The organism is Paenibacillus sp. FSL P4-0338, assembly GCF_038002365.1.
Lineage (GTDB): Bacteria > Bacillota > Bacilli > Paenibacillales > Paenibacillaceae > Paenibacillus_AQ.
This window is the reverse complement of sequence record NZ_JBBOCG010000001.1, coordinates 4480196-4496367: the sequence shown is the minus strand read 5'-3', so window position 1 is coordinate 4496367 and position 16172 is coordinate 4480196. Positions and strand designations below refer to the sequence as shown.

The 16172-nt window shown below is 46.7% G+C and carries 31 protein-coding genes; 29 read left to right on the top strand and 2 right to left on the bottom strand.

What is annotated here, in order from left to right; genetic code table 11:
• Positions 1–45: 45 nt before the first annotated feature.
• Positions 46–1236 (top strand): elongation factor Tu, encoded by a 1191-nt coding sequence (tuf, locus tag MKZ07_RS19790; protein ID WP_036692377.1) that lies wholly within the window; start codon positions 46–48, stop codon positions 1234–1236.
• A gap of 92 nt (positions 1237–1328) precedes the next feature.
• Here the strand turns inward: tuf and MKZ07_RS19785 are convergent, their stop codons facing one another.
• Positions 1329–1670 carry a cupin domain-containing protein gene (locus tag MKZ07_RS19785; RefSeq protein WP_341027219.1) on the bottom strand — a complete coding sequence of 114 codons (342 nt, stop codon included), beginning with the start codon at positions 1668–1670 and terminating at the stop codon, positions 1329–1331.
• Between the two features lie 32 nt (positions 1671–1702).
• Positions 1703–2158, bottom strand: coding sequence for a V4R domain-containing protein (locus tag MKZ07_RS19780; protein WP_036692381.1), 456 nt, complete (start codon positions 2156–2158; stop codon positions 1703–1705).
• A 155-nt stretch (positions 2159–2313) separates the two neighbouring features.
• Here MKZ07_RS19780 and MKZ07_RS19775 point away from each other — a divergent pair, with 155 nt between their 5' ends.
• The 28 genes from MKZ07_RS19775 to rpmJ all read left to right on the top strand — a co-directional run bounded on the left by MKZ07_RS19775 (position 2314) and on the right by rpmJ (position 16159).
• Positions 2314–3033: a Crp/Fnr family transcriptional regulator gene (locus MKZ07_RS19775; RefSeq protein ID WP_036692383.1), complete on the top strand. Its 720-nt coding sequence runs from the start codon at positions 2314–2316 to the stop codon at positions 3031–3033.
• Positions 3034–3268: 235 nt separating this feature from the next.
• The gene (gene rpsJ, locus MKZ07_RS19770; protein WP_017692074.1) at positions 3269–3577 is read left to right on the top strand and encodes a 30S ribosomal protein S10; all 309 of its coding nucleotides are present in this window, start codon (positions 3269–3271) and stop codon (positions 3575–3577) included.
• Positions 3578–3615: 38 nt separating this feature from the next.
• On the top strand, positions 3616–4239 hold the full coding sequence (gene rplC, locus MKZ07_RS19765; RefSeq protein WP_036692386.1) for a 50S ribosomal protein L3: 624 nt from the start codon (positions 3616–3618) through the stop codon (positions 4237–4239).
• A gap of 25 nt (positions 4240–4264) precedes the next feature.
• Positions 4265–4888 (top strand): 50S ribosomal protein L4, encoded by a 624-nt coding sequence (gene rplD, locus MKZ07_RS19760; protein ID WP_036692389.1) that lies wholly within the window; start codon positions 4265–4267, stop codon positions 4886–4888.
• Positions 4888–5181, top strand: coding sequence for a 50S ribosomal protein L23 (gene rplW / locus MKZ07_RS19755; protein WP_019908225.1), 294 nt, complete (start codon positions 4888–4890; stop codon positions 5179–5181). Before rplD ends, rplW begins: the two co-directional genes overlap by 1 nt.
• A gap of 27 nt (positions 5182–5208) precedes the next feature.
• The gene (gene rplB, locus MKZ07_RS19750; RefSeq protein ID WP_036692392.1) at positions 5209–6039 is read left to right on the top strand and encodes a 50S ribosomal protein L2; all 831 of its coding nucleotides are present in this window, start codon (positions 5209–5211) and stop codon (positions 6037–6039) included.
• 77 nt (positions 6040–6116) lie between these two features.
• Positions 6117–6395, top strand: coding sequence for a 30S ribosomal protein S19 (rpsS, locus tag MKZ07_RS19745; protein WP_036692395.1), 279 nt, complete (start codon positions 6117–6119; stop codon positions 6393–6395).
• 31 nt (positions 6396–6426) lie between these two features.
• A complete protein-coding gene (gene rplV, locus MKZ07_RS19740) occupies positions 6427–6759 on the top strand; it encodes a 50S ribosomal protein L22 (RefSeq protein WP_019908228.1) in 333 nt (110 codons plus the stop codon).
• Between the two features lie 13 nt (positions 6760–6772).
• Positions 6773–7438: a 30S ribosomal protein S3 gene (rpsC, locus tag MKZ07_RS19735; RefSeq protein ID WP_036692398.1), complete on the top strand. Its 666-nt coding sequence runs from the start codon at positions 6773–6775 to the stop codon at positions 7436–7438.
• Positions 7439–7440: 2 nt separating this feature from the next.
• Positions 7441–7875 carry a 50S ribosomal protein L16 gene (rplP, locus tag MKZ07_RS19730; protein WP_020427064.1) on the top strand — a complete coding sequence of 145 codons (435 nt, stop codon included), beginning with the start codon at positions 7441–7443 and terminating at the stop codon, positions 7873–7875.
• The gene (rpmC, locus tag MKZ07_RS19725; protein WP_019908232.1) at positions 7865–8062 is read left to right on the top strand and encodes a 50S ribosomal protein L29; all 198 of its coding nucleotides are present in this window, start codon (positions 7865–7867) and stop codon (positions 8060–8062) included. Before rplP ends, rpmC begins: the two co-directional genes overlap by 11 nt.
• A 43-nt stretch (positions 8063–8105) precedes the next feature.
• Positions 8106–8372, top strand: coding sequence for a 30S ribosomal protein S17 (gene rpsQ / locus MKZ07_RS19720; RefSeq protein WP_036692400.1), 267 nt, complete (start codon positions 8106–8108; stop codon positions 8370–8372).
• A gap of 40 nt (positions 8373–8412) precedes the next feature.
• Complete coding sequence (gene rplN / locus MKZ07_RS19715) at positions 8413–8781, top strand: 50S ribosomal protein L14 (protein WP_036680556.1); 369 nt, start codon at positions 8413–8415, stop codon at positions 8779–8781.
• A gap of 56 nt (positions 8782–8837) precedes the next feature.
• A complete protein-coding gene (rplX, locus tag MKZ07_RS19710; protein WP_019908235.1) occupies positions 8838–9191 on the top strand; it encodes a 50S ribosomal protein L24 in 354 nt (117 codons plus the stop codon).
• A 30-nt stretch (positions 9192–9221) separates the two neighbouring features.
• Positions 9222–9764, top strand: a complete 543-nt coding sequence (gene rplE, locus MKZ07_RS19705; protein WP_036692402.1) for a 50S ribosomal protein L5 — start codon at positions 9222–9224, stop codon at positions 9762–9764.
• A 44-nt stretch (positions 9765–9808) separates the two neighbouring features.
• A complete protein-coding gene (locus MKZ07_RS19700; RefSeq protein ID WP_036589425.1) occupies positions 9809–9994 on the top strand; it encodes a type Z 30S ribosomal protein S14 in 186 nt (61 codons plus the stop codon).
• 32 nt (positions 9995–10026) lie between these two features.
• Positions 10027–10425 (top strand): 30S ribosomal protein S8, encoded by a 399-nt coding sequence (gene rpsH / locus MKZ07_RS19695; protein WP_036692403.1) that lies wholly within the window; start codon positions 10027–10029, stop codon positions 10423–10425.
• A gap of 30 nt (positions 10426–10455) precedes the next feature.
• Positions 10456–10998, top strand: coding sequence for a 50S ribosomal protein L6 (gene rplF / locus MKZ07_RS19690; RefSeq protein WP_036692405.1), 543 nt, complete (start codon positions 10456–10458; stop codon positions 10996–10998).
• Between the two features lie 84 nt (positions 10999–11082).
• Entirely contained in the window at positions 11083–11451 is a 369-nt protein-coding gene (gene rplR, locus MKZ07_RS19685) for a 50S ribosomal protein L18 (RefSeq protein ID WP_036692407.1), read from the top strand.
• 26 nt (positions 11452–11477) lie between these two features.
• On the top strand, positions 11478–11975 hold the full coding sequence (rpsE, locus tag MKZ07_RS19680; RefSeq protein ID WP_036652980.1) for a 30S ribosomal protein S5: 498 nt from the start codon (positions 11478–11480) through the stop codon (positions 11973–11975).
• A 13-nt stretch (positions 11976–11988) separates the two neighbouring features.
• Positions 11989–12174, top strand: coding sequence for a 50S ribosomal protein L30 (gene rpmD / locus MKZ07_RS19675; protein WP_019908243.1), 186 nt, complete (start codon positions 11989–11991; stop codon positions 12172–12174).
• Positions 12175–12215: 41 nt separating this feature from the next.
• Entirely contained in the window at positions 12216–12656 is a 441-nt protein-coding gene (gene rplO / locus MKZ07_RS19670; RefSeq protein WP_036692409.1) for a 50S ribosomal protein L15, read from the top strand.
• The gene (gene secY, locus MKZ07_RS19665; protein ID WP_036692411.1) at positions 12656–13954 is read left to right on the top strand and encodes a preprotein translocase subunit SecY; all 1299 of its coding nucleotides are present in this window, start codon (positions 12656–12658) and stop codon (positions 13952–13954) included. Before rplO ends, secY begins: the two co-directional genes overlap by 1 nt.
• Positions 13955–14052: 98 nt before the next feature.
• A complete protein-coding gene (locus tag MKZ07_RS19660; protein ID WP_036692413.1) occupies positions 14053–14697 on the top strand; it encodes an adenylate kinase in 645 nt (214 codons plus the stop codon).
• A 4-nt stretch (positions 14698–14701) separates the two neighbouring features.
• Positions 14702–15454, top strand: a complete 753-nt coding sequence (map, locus tag MKZ07_RS19655; protein ID WP_036692416.1) for a type I methionyl aminopeptidase — start codon at positions 14702–14704, stop codon at positions 15452–15454.
• 11 nt (positions 15455–15465) lie between these two features.
• The gene (locus tag MKZ07_RS19650) at positions 15466–15774 is read left to right on the top strand and encodes a KOW domain-containing RNA-binding protein (RefSeq protein WP_036692417.1); all 309 of its coding nucleotides are present in this window, start codon (positions 15466–15468) and stop codon (positions 15772–15774) included.
• A 2-nt stretch (positions 15775–15776) separates the two neighbouring features.
• Positions 15777–15992, top strand: a complete 216-nt coding sequence (gene infA, locus MKZ07_RS19645; RefSeq protein WP_018753971.1) for a translation initiation factor IF-1 — start codon at positions 15777–15779, stop codon at positions 15990–15992.
• A 53-nt stretch (positions 15993–16045) separates the two neighbouring features.
• Positions 16046–16159: a 50S ribosomal protein L36 gene (gene rpmJ / locus MKZ07_RS19640; RefSeq protein ID WP_026688601.1), complete on the top strand. Its 114-nt coding sequence runs from the start codon at positions 16046–16048 to the stop codon at positions 16157–16159.
• The last annotated feature ends 13 nt before the right edge of the window (positions 16160–16172 follow it).

The following is a 16172-nucleotide window of genomic DNA, read 5'->3' as shown; positions in this document are numbered from 1 at the left end:
GACGGCTCAAATATATGGACCCCACAATAAGGAGGAACTGTTCAAATGGCAAAGGCAAAGTTTGAACGTAACAAACCGCACGTTAACATTGGTACTATTGGTCACGTCGACCATGGTAAAACAACTCTTACTGCTGCAATCACAACTGTATTGTCCAAAAAATACGGTGGTGCTGCTGTAGCATTCGACCAAATTGATAAGGCTCCTGAAGAACGCGAACGCGGTATCACTATCTCCACGGCTCACGTTGAATATGAAACTCCTAACCGTCACTACGCTCACGTAGACTGCCCTGGACACGCCGACTATGTTAAAAACATGATCACTGGCGCAGCGCAAATGGACGGAGCAATCCTGGTTGTATCCGCAGCTGATGGCCCTATGCCACAGACTCGTGAACACATCCTGCTGTCCCGTCAAGTAGGCGTTCCTTACATCGTTGTATTCCTGAACAAATGCGACATGGTTGAGGACGAAGAGTTGCTTGAATTGGTTGAAATGGAAGTTCGCGATCTGCTTAGCGAATACGACTTCCCAGGCGATGATACTCCAATCGTCCGTGGATCTGCTCGTGAAGCTCTGCAGAACCCTGATGGCGAGTATGCACAGAAGATCGTTGAAATGTTCGAAACGATCGACACATATATCCCACTTCCTGAACGTCAGACTGACAAGCCTTTCTTGATGCCTGTAGAAGATGTATTCTCCATCACTGGCCGCGGTACTGTGGCAACTGGTCGCGTAGAACGCGGAACAGTTAAAGTCGGAGAAGAAATCGAAATCGTTGGTATTCACGAAGAAACTAAGAAGTCTGTAGTTACTGGCGTGGAAATGTTCCGTAAATTGCTTGATTCTGCTCAAGCTGGCGACAACATCGGCGCATTGTTGCGTGGTGTTGACCGTAACATGATCGAGCGCGGCCAAGTATTGGCTAAGCCGAACTCCGTTAAGCCACACACTGAGTTCACTGCTCAGATCTACGTTCTGACTAAAGAAGAAGGCGGACGTCACAAACCATTCTTCACTGGTTACCGTCCACAGTTCTACTTCCGTACAACTGACGTAACTGGTATCATCAACCTGCCAGAAGGTACTGAAATGGTTATGCCTGGTGACAACATCACTGTAACTGTTTCCCTGATCTCCCCAATCGCTATTGAAGAAGGTACTAAATTCTCCATTCGCGAAGGCGGACGTACAGTTGGTGCCGGTTCCGTAGCTTCCATCCAGAAATAATTCAGGCTCTATCCGTTAGGATAGACTGAATATAAGTCAGGCCCCCTTCATTTGAAGGGGGCCTGTTTTATTTTTATAGCATGGCCGATGAATTAGATTTCCTTCGCGTATTCCGCATTTGGCAGCTTGGATAGAACGACATGCAGGCTGGACGGGGATGAAGTATTATTCGTATAAGCGAATGACTCGTCACCGGCAATGTAGATGGTCTCTCCTTGGATGAAGGGGAACTCTTCCTCATTAACATGAATGGCACCATCACCGTGTAAGGCGAGGATATAGACATCTGCTCCGGGGTGCTTGTGAATGGGCAGCTTTTGCCCAGGCATGAAGTTTAGCACGAATACAACACTATCCCCTTTTTGGAAAATGATTTTTTTGGTAAAGCGCTCCTCTTGATACTGTACTGCCTCAGCTAATGTTTTCTTTTCCATTATAAATCCCTGCTTTCATTAAAATGTATTGTTTAAAGCTTAACTTCATACTCGCAGTGTTCATGACCGGTGACATTACATTTGATCTCCTTCACTGAAACCTTACGGCCGAGAATTCTGCATAGAGCACCTTCAATGATAGCTCCTTCTAGATCACAGACCATTCTTTCATCTTCAAGCGAAGGTAATCCTTTGCAGAAGCAATCGTCAACAACAATATTAATCCTGCGCTCATCAGAATGAACAATCCGGGGAATTCCGATTTTGAGCTCTTCAAAGATCTGCAGCAGCTCTTCCACGGAATGGACAGGCAGGCTCTCACCAATCTTTCTGCCTATGGTAACAGTCGTACCCTTTCCGCCTAACGGCAATCCCTGGTTCATTCCAATTAGACGGATGGTCCGGAATAGTTCAAGGGGGACCATATTACCCAGAGTTGTTCTATTCATCTGGCGCATATCCTCAAAAGTGTATTGCAGCAAGCCCATCAACTCCTTTTCTCTCTATGTACCTATTGTATAGATAGCAGGCACCTTAATCCTTGATATAGGTCAAGTTTTATGAAAATCTGTGCGTCCAGTCACCTGGCAGCGCTTAGATCATTGATATGGTGGGATAAGCGACAGTAGAGGAGGAAGGATGTATGGATTGTAATACGTGCAGCTCTCATGCCTGTGTGCGCCAGGTTCCGGTATTCAGGAGCTTATCCGATGAAGAATTGGTTATCATAGAATCAATCACAGAATCCCATTCATATAAAAAGGGCAGCCAGGTCTGCAGAGAAGGAGAGCCGTCTGAAGCCTTATATGTGGTGAAGAGCGGTCTTATCAAACTGACGAAGAACAGTAAAGAAGGTAAGCAGCATATTGTCCGCTTTCTTTTTCCAGGGGATTATTTCGGACAGTTTGCCCTTCTTCATAATAAAAATAATGATGTAACGGCGGAGATTATTGAGAGCGGAGTGGTCTGCCGGATGCACCGGAAGGATTTCATTCCCCTCTTGGAGCAAAATGCGAGCCTGGCGTTCAGTTTTCTAATGTCTGTTAGTGAGCAATTGCATTTGGCGGAAGAAGCGGCAGGGGCACTTCATATGTTTGAAGTGGAAAAACGGTTAGCCCGACTTCTGGTCTACTTGTACACAAAGAATCTACCAGATCCAGCTCTGACCATGCAAGCCTTGAGACATTCCGTGGATCTCCCGTCGGCACAAAAAGAAGTGGCGGCGATGCTCGGCACTACTGCCGAGACCCTAAGCCGTAAGCTCAACAAGCTGGAAGCGCTGAAGATCATCACTATGCATAAAAGAACCGTGAATATTCTGGAGATGGAGGCTCTAATTCAACTCGCAGAAATCAGTAATTAACAATTTTCAGATAAAAACGTTTTTTTAAAACTTTTTTTCTGGAAAAGGTGATTTGTTTTGCAATGGCTCTTGCAATATAGCCGCCTATTAGATATAATAATAAATGTTGTTCTGAGACGTTGCGATGATGTGAGAGGTTACTGACACACCCGGCCCCTTTGCCATGAGGTCGACGTCAGAAAATTTTCACGGAGTATGTCCGATAATAAATTGGGCGATAGAAGGAGGGACTAAAATGGCAAAGCAAAAAATTCGTATTCGCTTGAAAGCATACGACCACAGAATTCTTGATCAATCCGCAGAGAAAATCGTTGAAACAGCAAAACGTTCGGGTGCTGGTGTATCCGGGCCGATTCCGCTGCCAACTGAGAAGCAAATCATTACCATTCTCCGTGCGGTACACAAGTACAAGGATTCCCGTGAACAGTTTGAACAGCGGACTCACAAACGTTTGATCGATATTGTGAACCCGACACCACAAACTGTGGATGCCTTGATGCGCTTGGATCTACCGTCCGGTGTAGATATCGAAATCAAATTGTAATTCATTAAGTAACCAGGAAAAGAAAAGAGGTGTCAACATTGAAAGGTATCTTAGGAAAAAAACTCGGTATGACTCAAGTGTTTACTCCAGAAGGTAACGTAATCGCGGTTTCTGTTATCGAAGCTGGACCTTGTGTGGTACTGCAAAAGAAAGACCTGAATATCGACGGATATGAAGCAGTGCAGTTGGGCTTTTCCGATAAAAAGGAAAGTCGCTCCAACAAGCCTGAACAGGGTCACGCCAAAAAGGCAAATGCAACACCTAAGCGCTACGTTCGCGAAATTCGCGGTGTTGACCTCGGGTCACTCGAGGTTGGACAAGAGCTTAAGGCTGACATTTTCGCTGAAGGCGAGTTTGTTGACGTAACAGGTACTTCGAAGGGTAAAGGCTTCCAGGGTAACATCAAACGCTGGGGACAAAGCCGCGGACCAATGGCACACGGATCGCGTTACCACAGAAGACCGGGCTCGATGGGTTCCATCCAGGCTAACCGTGTTCCTAAGGGCAAACGCCTCCCAGGACATATGGGTCACACTACCATAACGGTACAAAAGCTTGAAATCATCCGAGTTGACGTAGAACGTAATGTACTGCTGGTTAAAGGCGCTATTCCGGGCCCGAAAAACAGCTTCGTGAAAGTTAAACAAACCGTTAAGAAATAATTACTGAAGAAAGGAGGAACATGAAATGCCAAAAGTAACACTTTTCAATACTAGTGGTAACGAAGTTGGCGAAGTTGAACTGAGTGATTCAGTTTTCGGTATCGAACCGAATGTACATGTGCTGCATGAAGCTGCACTTATGCAAAGAGCTTCCCTTCGTCGCGGTACACACAAAGTAAAAGGACGCTCTGAAGTGCGTGGCGGCGGACGTAAACCTTGGAAACAAAAAGGTACAGGTCGTGCTCGTCAAGGCTCCATTCGTTCTCCACAATGGAAAGGCGGCGGCGTAGTCTTCGGACCAACACCACGCAGCTATTCCTGGAAATTGCCTAAGAAGGTTCGCCGGTTGGCCATCAAATCCGCGTTGTCCTCGAAAGTACTTGAGAATGACATTATCGTATTGGATAGCTTGACTCTGAATGCTCCGAAGACGAAAGAATTCGCGGCGATTCTGAACAACCTTAAAGTGGGCGGCAAAGCCCTGATCGTAGCTCCTGGCTATGATGACAATGTAGCACTTTCCGCTCGTAACATCCCTGGGGTGAAATTCGTAGCGGCTGACGGCATCAATGTTCTTGACGTACTGACGTACGACAAACTGATCATCACTAAAGAAGCAGTTCTGAAGGTAGAGGAGGTGTTCGCGTAATGAAAGATCCTCGTGATATAATTAAGCGTCCAGTGATTACGGAACGCACATCCGAATACATGAGCGAACTGAAGTACGCTTTTGAAGTGGATATCCGTGCTAACAAGACCGAAATCAAAAAAGCTGTCGAGGCTATTTTTAAAGTTAAAGTCGTTAGTGTGAACACAATGCGCGTGCCTGGTAAACTGAAACGTTATGGCAAATATTCCGGTTATACTCCGGAGTGGAAAAAAGCCATCGTGAAGCTTAGCCCAGACAGCAAGCCGCTTGAATTCTTTGAAGCGGTAGAATAATACTCTTAAAGTAAGGAGGAAACTATAGTGCCAATCAAAAAGTACAAACCGACCTCTCCGGCAAGACGTAACATGTCTGTGTCTACGTTTGAAGAAATCACAACAAACCAGCCAGAGAAATCGTTGCTGTCCCCGCTGTTCAAGCATGCCGGACGTAACAACCAGGGTAAAATTACGGTTCGTCACCATGGCGGCGGACACAAACGTAAATACCGTATCATTGACTTTAAACGGACTAAAGACGGCATACCAGGTAGCGTTGCTACAATCGAGTATGACCCGAACCGTACTTCCAATATTGCTTTGATCCACTATGCTGATGGAGAGAAACGTTATATCATCGCTCCTAAAGGCCTTAAAGTTGGGGATAAAGTTGAGTCCGGCCCTGCTGCGGATATCAAAATTGGTAACAGCCTTCCGCTGATCAATATCCCTGTAGGTACAGTTATCCACAATATCGAGTTGAAACCAGGTAAAGGCGGACAATTGGTTCGTGCTGCCGGTACTGAAGCTCAGTTGCTGGGTAAAGAAGATAAATACGTATCTGTTCGTTTGAACTCGGGTGAGGTTCGCAGAATCCTCAGCGTTTGCCGTGCGACTATCGGAGCCGTAGGTAACGGAGATCACGAACTGATCAAGATTGGTAAAGCCGGACGCAGCCGCTGGCTCGGACGTCGTCCTGAAGTACGCGGTGTTGTCATGAACCCTAACGATCACCCACACGGTGGTGGTGAAGGCCGCGCTCCAATCGGACGGAAATCGCCAATGTCACCTTGGGGCAAACCAACCCTCGGCTACAAAACGCGTAAGAAAAACAAAGCATCTGATAAATACATCGTTCGTCGCCGCACAAAATAAGACGCTTCAGGCAAGTTAGTTAAGCGCGAAGCGTCGATTCGCGGTTTTGAAGAACCGGATGAAGGGAGGATTCACACATGGGTCGCAGTTTAAAGAAGGGGCCGTTCATCGATGGCTACCTGCTGAAAAAAGTTGAGGATTTGAACGAGACAGACAAGAAAGTCGTAGTAAAAACCTGGTCCCGTCGCTCAACCATTTTCCCTCAGTTTATCGGACATACGTTTGGTGTATATGACGGCCGCAAACACGTGCCTGTATACGTAACGGAAGATATGGTAGGTCACAAGTTGGGCGAGTTCGCGCCAACACGTACTTACAAAGGCCACGCGGGTGACGATAAGAAAACCAGAAGATAATTAACGTCTTCGTTTGAGAGGAGGGAAAACAATGGAAGCAAAAGCACATGCAAGATCGGTGCGGATTTCCGCTCGTAAAGCGAAACTGGTTGTTGACTTGATTCGCGGCAAGCAAGTGGGGGAAGCAATTGCAATTCTTCGCCACACTCCGAAGTCCGCTTCTCCGGTTGTTGAGAAGCTACTGAACTCGGCGATAGCGAATGCTGAGCATAACTACTCTATGGACGTTAACAGCTTATTCGTAAGCGAAGTTTTCGTTAACCAGGGTCCTACAATGAAACGTTTCCGTCCGCGCGCCATGGGCCGCGCAAGCCGGATCAATAAACGTACCAGCCACATTACTTTGGTGGTATCTGAGAAATAAGGAGGGATAACACGTGGGTCAAAAGGTAAATCCAGTCGGACTCCGAGTCGGTATTATTCGCGACTGGGAATCAAAATGGTATGCAGGCAAAGATTTCGGTACTCTTTTAATGGAAGACGTTAAAATCCGGGAATACCTTAAAGGCAAGCTGAAAGATTCCTCTGTTTCCCGCATCGAGATCGAAAGAGCGGCAAACCGAGTGAACGTTACAATTCACACTGCCAAGCCAGGTATGGTAATTGGTAAAGGCGGAGCAGAAGTAGAAGTACTTCGCAGCGCAGTTACAGCTATCGCCGGCGGTAAGAAAGTACACATCAACATCAATGAAATCAAACACCCCGAACTGGATGCTATTCTTGTTGCTGAAAGCATTGCACAACAGCTGGAACGTCGCGTATCGTTCCGTCGTGCTCTGAAACAAGCGATTCAAAGAACAATGCGTTCCGGCGCAAAGGGAATTAAAACTCAGGTTGGCGGACGTCTTGGCGGCGCTGAGATTGCCCGTTCAGAAGGCTATAGCGAAGGAACAGTTCCACTTCATACGCTTCGTGCTGACATCGATTACGGAACAGCTGAAGCACATACAACTTACGGCCTTATCGGCGTAAAGGTATGGATTTATCGTGGAGAAGTTCTTCCCCCAGCTAAGAAACAAGCTGCTCAGGAAGGAGGCAACTAATCATGTTGGTACCAAAGCGCGTTAAACACCGCAAGCAACAACGCGGTCACATGAAGGGTATGGCAAAAGGCGGAACCGAACTCAACTTCGGCGAATTCGGTTTGCAGGCTCTGGAGCCATCTTGGATCACTAACCGTCAGATCGAAGCTGCTCGTATCGCAATGACACGTTACATCAAACGTGGCGGTCAGGTTTGGATCAAGATTTTCCCGGATAAGCCAATCACTCAGAAGCCTCTCGAGGTTCGTATGGGTAGTGGTAAAGGTAACGTTGAGAAGTGGGTAGCTGTAGTTAAACCGGGTAAGATTATGTTCGAACTCGGAGGCGTGTCGGAAGAAATCGCTCGCGAAGCGATGCGTCTTGCCGCTCACAAGCTGCCTGTAAAGACTAAGTTTGTGAAACGTGAAGAATTGGGTGGTGAAGCAAATGAAAGCTAATGAACTTCGCAACTTAACCACTGCTGAGATTGAACAGAAAATCGCCGGATTCAAGGAAGAACTTTTCAATCTCCGTTTCCAATTGGCAACAGGCCAACTGGACAACCCGACTCGGATTCGTGATGTGCGTAAGGAAATAGCTCGTGCTAAAACCGTTATCCATCAAAGAGTACTTGGGATTAGTTAAGTGACGGCGGATGCATAATCCGTAATCAGGAAGGAGGCTAATTATGAGCGAAGAGCGTAATGCACGTAAAGTGCTGATCGGTAAAGTAGTCAGCGACAAAATGGATAAAACCATCGTAATTGCTGTTGAAACCTATAAAAAGCACAATCTGTATCACAAACGCATCAAGTCCACGAAGAAATTCAAGGCACATGATGAAGAGAATGTAGCTAAAATTGGTGATGTCGTGAAAGTCATGGAAACTCGTCCATTGTCGAAGGACAAACGGTGGAGACTGGTTGAAGTGGTAGAAAAAGCGGTAATCATCTAAGACATGAAACACATCCCTTTCCGGAAGGAGGAAAATAATAATGATTCAACCATTTACACGTTTGCATGTGGCTGACAACTCTGGTGCGAAGGAACTGATGTGTATCCGCGTACTGGGTGGTACTGGACGCCGTACAGCAGCAATCGGCGATCTGATCGTTTGTTCCGTTAAACAAGCAACACCAGGCGGCGTTGTCAAAAAGGGTGATGTTGTTAGAGCGGTGGTTGTTCGTACAAAACGTTCGGTACGCCGTAAAGATGGATCTTACATCGCATTTGACGAAAATGCAGCTGTTGTTGTCAAAGACGACAGAAGCCCGCGCGGAACACGTATCTTCGGACCAGTTGCTCGCGAACTTCGCGACAAGGACTACATGAAGATCGTTTCCTTGGCACCGGAAGTAATCTAAAAAACCGAGTGATGCTCGGTTGTACTTGATAAGGTCAGTTATAGGAGGTGTAATCAATGCCTAGAGTTAAAAAAGTTCTGGAATCCCATAACAATAAACTGCACGTGAAAAAAGATGATGTGGTGCTTGTGATCAGCGGGAAAGACAAAGGTAAAAAAGGCCGTGTCATCGCTGCTTATCCTCGTGAAAACCGCGTCCTGGTAGAAGGCGTGAACATGGTGAAAAAACACCAAAAGCCTAACCAGTTGAATCCGCAAGGCGGAATCATCGAGCAGGAAGCTTCGATCCATGTGTCCAACGTAATGCACATTGATCCGAAGAGCGGGAAAGTTACGCGCATCGGCTATAAAGTACTAGATAACGGTAAGAAGGTTCGGGTAGCAAAAAGATCCGGAGAGATTATCGACTAATACAGTCCTAATGAAAGGAGGTAAATCTTCATGGCAGCAAGAATGAAAGAACGTTATCTGAATGAAATCACACCATCTTTGATGCAGAAATTTAACTACACAACAGTTATGCAAGTGCCTAAGATCGAGAAGATCGTCATCAACATGGGTGTGGGTGACGCTGTTCAAAACTCCAAAGTACTTGACGCTGCAGTTAATGACATGCAGTTGATCACTGGTCAAAAGCCAGTTATCACTAAAGCAAAGAAATCCATCGCCGGTTTCAAACTGCGCGAGAATATGCCGATTGGGGTTAAAGTAACACTGCGCGGCGAGCGTATGTATTACTTCCTGGATAAATTGATCAACGTAACGCTTCCCCGCGTTCGTGACTTCCGTGGTATTTCCAGCAAAGCCTTTGATGGCCGCGGTAACTACACACTGGGTCTTAAAGAACAATTGATCTTCCCGGAAATCGAGTATGACAAAGTGGATAAGGTTCGCGGTATGGACATCGTTATTGTAACGACTGCTAAGACGGACGAGGAATCCCGTGAGCTGCTGAATCAGCTGGGAATGCCTTTCACAAAATAAGAATCATCCATTTCTCCGAAAATGTTTAGGAGGTGTCAGTCTAAGTGGCAAAGACTTCAATGAAAGTTAAACAACAACGCGAGCCTAAGTTCAAAGTACGTGCATATACACGTTGCGAGCGTTGCGGTCGTCCACATTCGGTACTGCAAAAGTTCAAAATTTGCAGAATTTGTTTCCGTGAATTAGCTTATAAAGGCCAGATTCCTGGCGTGAAAAAAGCAAGTTGGTAAGAAGTTTATAAACGGGAAGGAGGTTTACACACATGACTATGTCTGATCCTATTGCAGATATGCTTACTCGTATTCGTAACGCCAACACTGTGCGTCACGAGACAGTAGAAATGCCTGCTTCTACTATGAAAAAACAAATCGCGGACATCTTGAAGCGTGAGGGCTTCATCCGTGATGCTGAATTCGTTGAAGATAGCAAACAAGGGATTATCCGTATTTTCCTGAAGTACGGCCCAAGCCAGGAGCGCGTTATCACTGGTCTGAAAAGAATCAGTAAACCAGGTCTTCGCGTATACACGAAGAGCAATGAAGTGCCTCGTGTACTCGGTGGCCTTGGAATCGCGATTATCTCCACATCTAAGGGAGTTATGACCGACAAAGAAGCTCGTCAATCTAAATCCGGCGGAGAAGTTGTCTGCTACATTTGGTAATAAACGTCACAAGATAAGGAGGTGCAACACATGTCTCGTATTGGTCGCAAACCAATCGCAGTACCTAGCGGTGTAGATGTCACTTTGGACAACACCGTTATTACAGTAAAAGGTCCTAAAGGCACTTTAACTCGTGAGCTTCATAAAGACATGAAGATTACAGTTGAAAATAACGAAATCACTGTTGTTCGCCCGTCGGACAACAAATTGCATCGTTCACTTCACGGCACAACCCGCTCCGTTGTCAACAACATGGTGAGTGGTGTGACTGAAGGTTTCTCGAAATCTCTGGAACTGGTTGGGGTCGGATATCGTGCAAGCAAATCCGGAGATAAAATCGTATTGAACGTTGGTTACTCCCACCCGGTTGAAATCACACCGGAAGCGGGTATCGAGTTCGATGTTCCTGCGAACACGAAGATCATCGTTAGAGGGATTGACAAAGAACGCGTTGGCGCTTATGCTGCCAAAATCCGTTCCGTACGTGAACCTGAACCATATAAAGGTAAAGGTATCAAATATGAAGGCGAGCGTATCATCCGCAAGGAAGGTAAAGCTGGTAAGAAGAAATAACCAGCTCTACCTTAATTGTAAGATACCCCGTGCATCTTAAAGTGAAGCTGTTTACGGCAAACTGAAGGGAGTGAAAGGGAAGTCATGATTACAAAAGAGGATAAAAACAAGGCTCGTCTCAAAAGACACCTGCGTGTTCGTAAGAAGATCCAGGGTACAACTGAGCGTCCACGTTTGAATGTGTTCCGTTCTTCGAAACACATCTACGCTCAACTGATCGATGATGTGACAGGCGTTACTATCGTATCTGCCTCCACACTTGATAAGGAATTGAGTGCTACAATCGGAAATGGCGGCAGCGTTGAAGCTGCAAGCAAAGTGGGTCAATTGATCGCTGAGCGCGCTAAAGAAAAGGGTTATGCAGTGGTTGTATTTGACCGCGGTGGATACTTGTACCATGGACGGATTCAGGCTCTGGCTAGCGCAGCTCGCGAAGCTGGTCTTGAATTCTAGAATATTTCTAAAAGGAGGTTAACGACTTGCGTGTAGATCCGAACAGTTTAGAACTGACAGAAAGAGTTGTACACATCAACCGTGTTGCAAAAGTTGTAAAAGGCGGACGCCGTTTCAGCTTTAGTGCACTTGTTGTTGTGGGCGACGGCAACGGCTACGTTGGTGCTGGTATCGGTAAAGCCGGCGAAGTTCCGGATGCCATCCGTAAAGGCATTGAAGACGCCAAGAAAAACCTGATCCACATTCCAATCGTAGGAACTTCGATTCCTCACCTGGTTACTGGACATTTCGGCGCAGGACGCGTTCTGCTGAAACCAGCATCCGAAGGTACCGGCGTCATCGCTGGTGGACCGGTTCGTGCGGTGCTTGAATTGGCAGGCGTTGGCGATATCTTGACAAAATCTTTGGGTTCTTCGAATTCCATGAATATGGTCAATGCTACTTTAGAGGGTCTTTCCCGTCTGAAGCGCATTGAAGAGGTCGCGAAGCTTCGCGGCAAATCTGTCGAAGAATTACGCGGTTAAGGAGGGAACGTCAATGGCTAAATTGCAAATTACCCTCGTACGCAGTGTAATTGGACGTCCAGAAACACAACGTGTTACTGTTAAGACGCTCGGCCTGCGCAAAACCAACTCGTCCGTGGTTCACAACGACACTCCTGCAATTCGCGGAATGATCAACAAAGTGAGCCACTTGCTGTCCGTTACTGAAATTGAAGGCTAAAAAGCCTCGCATAAATTAACAAACATAAGGAGGTGCAAACGATGAAGTTACATGAACTTGCTCCAGCTCCTGGATCACGGAAAGAACGCAACCGCGTTGGTCGTGGACCAAGTAGCGGTAACGGTAAAACTTCGGGCCGTGGTCACAAAGGTCAAAACTCCCGTTCCGGCGGTGGTGTACGTCCAGGCTTCGAGGGTGGACAAAACCCACTCTATCGTCGTCTGCCTAAACGTGGTTTCGTCAATCCTACCCGTAAAGAGTACGCGATTGTGAACCTGGAAGATCTGAATAGCTTTGCAGAAGGAACAGAAGTAACTCCTGAGCTTTTGCTTGAAACTGGTGTTGTCAGCAACACTAAGAGCGGCATCAAGATTCTCGGCAACGGTGAACTGGCTGTTAAATTGACTGTCAAAGCAAATAAGTTCTCTCAATCTGCGGTAGAGAAAATCGAAGCTGCCGGCGGTAAAACCGAGGTGATCTAATGTTCAAGACGCTTAAGAATATATGGCATGTTGAAGATTTGCGCAAAAAGATCCTGTTCACCCTGTTCGTTCTGATCATTTACCGCATCGGTTCGTTTGTACCGGTTCCCGGTGTGAACAAAGAAGTACTGGAATCAGCAAATCAGGGCGGAGACGCTTTGATGGGTCTTTTGAACACCTTCTCGGGCGGAGCGCTCAAAAACTTCTCGATTTTTGCGATCAGCATTTACCCGTATATCACAGCATCCATCATAGTACAATTGCTTTCGATGGATGTTGTTCCTAAGTTTGCCGAATGGGCTAAGCAAGGGGAACACGGGAAAAAGCAGCTGGCGCAAATTACGCGTTACGGCACAGTTGTGCTAGGTTTGATTCAAGCGTTTGCCACATCTATCGGGTTTAACCGGATTTATGGCACTGAGATGATTCCAAATGCAACCTTTGCGGATTACCTGCTTATTGCGATCATATTGACGGCAGGTACATCATTCTTGATGTGGTTAGGTGAGCAGATCACTGAAAAGGGTATAGGAAACGGGATTTCGATCCTGATTTTTGCGGGAATCGTCGCCGCCTTTCCGGGATATATCACCACTACGGCGCAATCAAGCTTCATCCAGCCGGGTCAGATGTTCCTGAATATTCTTAAAGTCGTTATTGTAATGATCGTGGTTGTAGCGATTATTGTCGGGGTGATCTTTGTTCAACAAGGTATCCGTAAAATCCCTGTACAATATGCCAAGCGCGTAGTCGGTAACAAAATGTACGGTGGACAGAATACGCACATTCCGCTTAAAATTAATGCGGCTGGTGTAATTCCTGTTATCTTCGCCGTTTCGCTGCTTCAATTCCCGGTCGTTTTATCGAGCTTCTGGTCCACCCACACTTGGGCTAAATGGGTCTCGGCCAATCTGGATCATACCAAGCCGCTCGGCATGCTGCTGTATGTAGTCATGATCATCGGATTCACGTTCTTCTATACGTTTGTTCAGATGAACCCGCAGCAAATGGCTGACAATATGAAAAAGAATGGCGGATACATTCCAGGTATACGTCCAGGTAAGGCTACTGAGAAATATCTGACTAGAGTAATGTCGCGTCTGACCATGTCCGGTGCGCTGTTCCTGTCATTAATCTCTGTACTGCCAGTATTATTTGGATCGTTGTCCGGGTTACCGAAGCAAGTACAGATTGGTGGTACGGCACTGCTGATCGTTATCGGTGTTGCACTGGATACCATGAAGCAGATCGAGAGCCAATTGATCAAACGCCATTACAAAGGCTTCATCAATAAATAGGCGATAGGTTCCGGAGAAGTACCTAAGGTTCTAAACTTCCCGGTACCTATTGTGCTGTTTCTTGCTTGGTGGCGAACTTTTGGGGGGAGAAGAGAATCGTGAACATTTTATTCATGGGCCCTCCTGGGGCAGGCAAGGGAACACAAGCCGCAGTTGTTGTTAAAGAACTTGGTATTCCGCATATTTCGACCGGTGATGCTTTTCGCTTGGCAATCAAGCAGGGAACACCGATCGGGCTGAAGGCTAAATCTTACATCGATGAAGGTTTGCTTGTACCTGATGATGTGACTATTGGAATCGTCGAAGAACGGCTGCAGCAGTCCGATTGCGAAAAAGGTTTTTTATTGGATGGCTTTCCAAGAACCCTTTCGCAAGCGGAAGCGCTGGGAGAAATCCTCAGCCGGCTTGGAACTTCACTGGATCACGTTGTTAACTTGAATGTGGACCGCGGACTGCTGATGGCGCGTCTTACCGGACGCCGGATCTGCTCAGTATGCGGAACATCCTACCATTTGATTTTCAACCCGCCGAAGCAAGAAGGCGTCTGCGACATTGATGGCGGAGAATTGTATCAGCGTCCGGATGACAACGAAGAAAGTGTAGGCAAGCGTCTGGATGAGTATGATAACAAGACAGCGCCGCTGCTTGCATTTTATGACGATAAAGGTCTTGTGCGTCAGGTAAACGGAGAAAACGAAATCAATGTCGTTTCTTCTGAAATCGTATCTATGCTGCGGGGTTAATGTAATGATCATTTGCAAATCCGAACAGGAACTTGTCTTTATGAGGGAAGCTGGTCGAATTGTTGCCGAGAGTCACCGTCTTATTGCTGAAGCTATCCAGCCAGGCATTACTACCGGTGAGCTCGACAGAATCGCCGATGGGTACATTCGCAGTCAGGGTGCTGTGCCGTCTTTCAAAGGCTACAACGGTTTTCCTGCCAGCATTTGCGCTTCAGTCAACGAACAATTGGTGCATGGATTTCCAGGGAAACGCAAACTGGTAGAAGGCGACATCGTTACGCTGGATATCGGTGCAGAGTACCGTGGTTATCACGGTGATTCCGCCTGGACTTACGGGGTGGGCAGCATTTCCGAAGAGGCTCAGCATCTGCTGGATGTCACGGAAGGCTCCCTGTACGCTGGACTGGCGTTAGTCAAACCGGATGTGCGCTTGTTTACAATCTCCCATGCAATTCAAGCATACATTGAAGACGCCGGGTTCTCCGTTGTCCGCGAGTATGTTGGTCATGGCATTGGGGCAGAACTGCATGAAGAACCGCAAATTCCGAACTATGGCATAGCGGACCGTGGACCACGTCTAAAGCCGGGTATGGTACTCGCCATTGAGCCGATGGTTAACGCGGGAGAACGTTATGTCAGAACGCTGGATGATAACTGGACGGTCGTTACGGTAGACGGTTCACTGTGTGCTCATTTCGAGCATACAGTAGCAGTTACACCGGACGGCATGGAGATTTTCACAAAACTGAATGCGTAGGTGATCTTCACGTGAATACTGGGAGCAGCCCGCAGATTGGTCAAATTGTGAGGATTCTCAAAGGCAAGGATGCCGGAGAGGCTGCCGTTGTTATCGCAGTTGTGGATAGCAGATTTGTATATATTGCTGATGGGGACAAACGTAAGTTTGACAGCCCAAAGAAGAAGAATATTCAGCACCTGGAGCTCATACCCTTCATCAGCAGTGAGATTGTAGACAGTTTGGAAGAAACCGGCCGGGTCACCAACGGAAAGCTGCGGTTTGCAGTGATGAAGTATGGCGAGCCCCCTGGACAAAGTGCTAATGAGAAAGGAGACTAACTGTGGCTAAGGAAGACGTCATTGAGGTAGAAGGAACGGTTATTGAGCCGTTGCCTAACGCAACTTTTAAGGTTGAGCTTGAGAACGGTCATCAAATACTTGCCCATGTGTCCGGGAAATTGCGGATGCACTTTATCCGTATTCTAACCGGAGACAAAGTGGTCGTGCAGTTATCGCCTTATGATCTATCAAAAGGCCGTATAACTTACCGGAAATAGATGGGAACTACAACAAAAGTTTTGCTTCGCAAAACTTTGAGGAGGTAATTAACATGAAGGTAAGACCTTCTGTAAAGCCCATGTGCGAAAAATGCAAAGTCATCCGCCGCAAAGGGACTGTTATGGTAATTTGCGAAAATCCGAAACACAAACAAAAACAAGGTTAAGAAGGGGGTGTAG

What these genes read in the sequence shown, in the direction of transcription:
- rplF (WP_036692405.1), top strand. Translation starts at nt 10,456, where the DNA reads ATGTCTCGTATTGGTCGCAAACCAATCGCAGTACCTAGCGGTGTAGAT.
- map (WP_036692416.1), top strand. Translation starts at nt 14,702, where the DNA reads ATGATCATTTGCAAATCCGAACAGGAACTTGTCTTTATGAGGGAAGCT.
- MKZ07_RS19785 (WP_341027219.1), bottom strand. Translation starts at nt 1,670, where the DNA reads ATGGAAAAGAAAACATTAGCTGAGGCAGTACAGTATCAAGAGGAGCGC.
- rpsQ (WP_036692400.1), top strand. Translation starts at nt 8,106, where the DNA reads ATGAGCGAAGAGCGTAATGCACGTAAAGTGCTGATCGGTAAAGTAGTC.
- rplE (WP_036692402.1), top strand. Translation starts at nt 9,222, where the DNA reads ATGGCAGCAAGAATGAAAGAACGTTATCTGAATGAAATCACACCATCT.
- rplD (WP_036692389.1), top strand. Translation starts at nt 4,265, where the DNA reads ATGCCAAAAGTAACACTTTTCAATACTAGTGGTAACGAAGTTGGCGAA.
- rpmC (WP_019908232.1), top strand. Translation starts at nt 7,865, where the DNA reads ATGAAAGCTAATGAACTTCGCAACTTAACCACTGCTGAGATTGAACAG.
- rplW (WP_019908225.1), top strand. Translation starts at nt 4,888, where the DNA reads ATGAAAGATCCTCGTGATATAATTAAGCGTCCAGTGATTACGGAACGC.
- rplO (WP_036692409.1), top strand. Translation starts at nt 12,216, where the DNA reads ATGAAGTTACATGAACTTGCTCCAGCTCCTGGATCACGGAAAGAACGC.
- rpmJ (WP_026688601.1), top strand. Translation starts at nt 16,046, where the DNA reads ATGAAGGTAAGACCTTCTGTAAAGCCCATGTGCGAAAAATGCAAAGTC.
- rplP (WP_020427064.1), top strand. Translation starts at nt 7,441, where the DNA reads ATGTTGGTACCAAAGCGCGTTAAACACCGCAAGCAACAACGCGGTCAC.
- rplN (WP_036680556.1), top strand. Translation starts at nt 8,413, where the DNA reads ATGATTCAACCATTTACACGTTTGCATGTGGCTGACAACTCTGGTGCG.
- secY (WP_036692411.1), top strand. Translation starts at nt 12,656, where the DNA reads ATGTTCAAGACGCTTAAGAATATATGGCATGTTGAAGATTTGCGCAAA.
- MKZ07_RS19775 (WP_036692383.1), top strand. Translation starts at nt 2,314, where the DNA reads ATGGATTGTAATACGTGCAGCTCTCATGCCTGTGTGCGCCAGGTTCCG.
- tuf (WP_036692377.1), top strand. Translation starts at nt 46, where the DNA reads ATGGCAAAGGCAAAGTTTGAACGTAACAAACCGCACGTTAACATTGGT.
- MKZ07_RS19780 (WP_036692381.1), bottom strand. Translation starts at nt 2,158, where the DNA reads ATGGGCTTGCTGCAATACACTTTTGAGGATATGCGCCAGATGAATAGA.
- rplR (WP_036692407.1), top strand. Translation starts at nt 11,083, where the DNA reads ATGATTACAAAAGAGGATAAAAACAAGGCTCGTCTCAAAAGACACCTG.
- rpsH (WP_036692403.1), top strand. Translation starts at nt 10,027, where the DNA reads ATGACTATGTCTGATCCTATTGCAGATATGCTTACTCGTATTCGTAAC.
- rpsJ (WP_017692074.1), top strand. Translation starts at nt 3,269, where the DNA reads ATGGCAAAGCAAAAAATTCGTATTCGCTTGAAAGCATACGACCACAGA.
- rplV (WP_019908228.1), top strand. Translation starts at nt 6,427, where the DNA reads ATGGAAGCAAAAGCACATGCAAGATCGGTGCGGATTTCCGCTCGTAAA.
- rpsS (WP_036692395.1), top strand. Translation starts at nt 6,117, where the DNA reads ATGGGTCGCAGTTTAAAGAAGGGGCCGTTCATCGATGGCTACCTGCTG.
- rpmD (WP_019908243.1), top strand. Translation starts at nt 11,989, where the DNA reads ATGGCTAAATTGCAAATTACCCTCGTACGCAGTGTAATTGGACGTCCA.
- rplX (WP_019908235.1), top strand. Translation starts at nt 8,838, where the DNA reads ATGCCTAGAGTTAAAAAAGTTCTGGAATCCCATAACAATAAACTGCAC.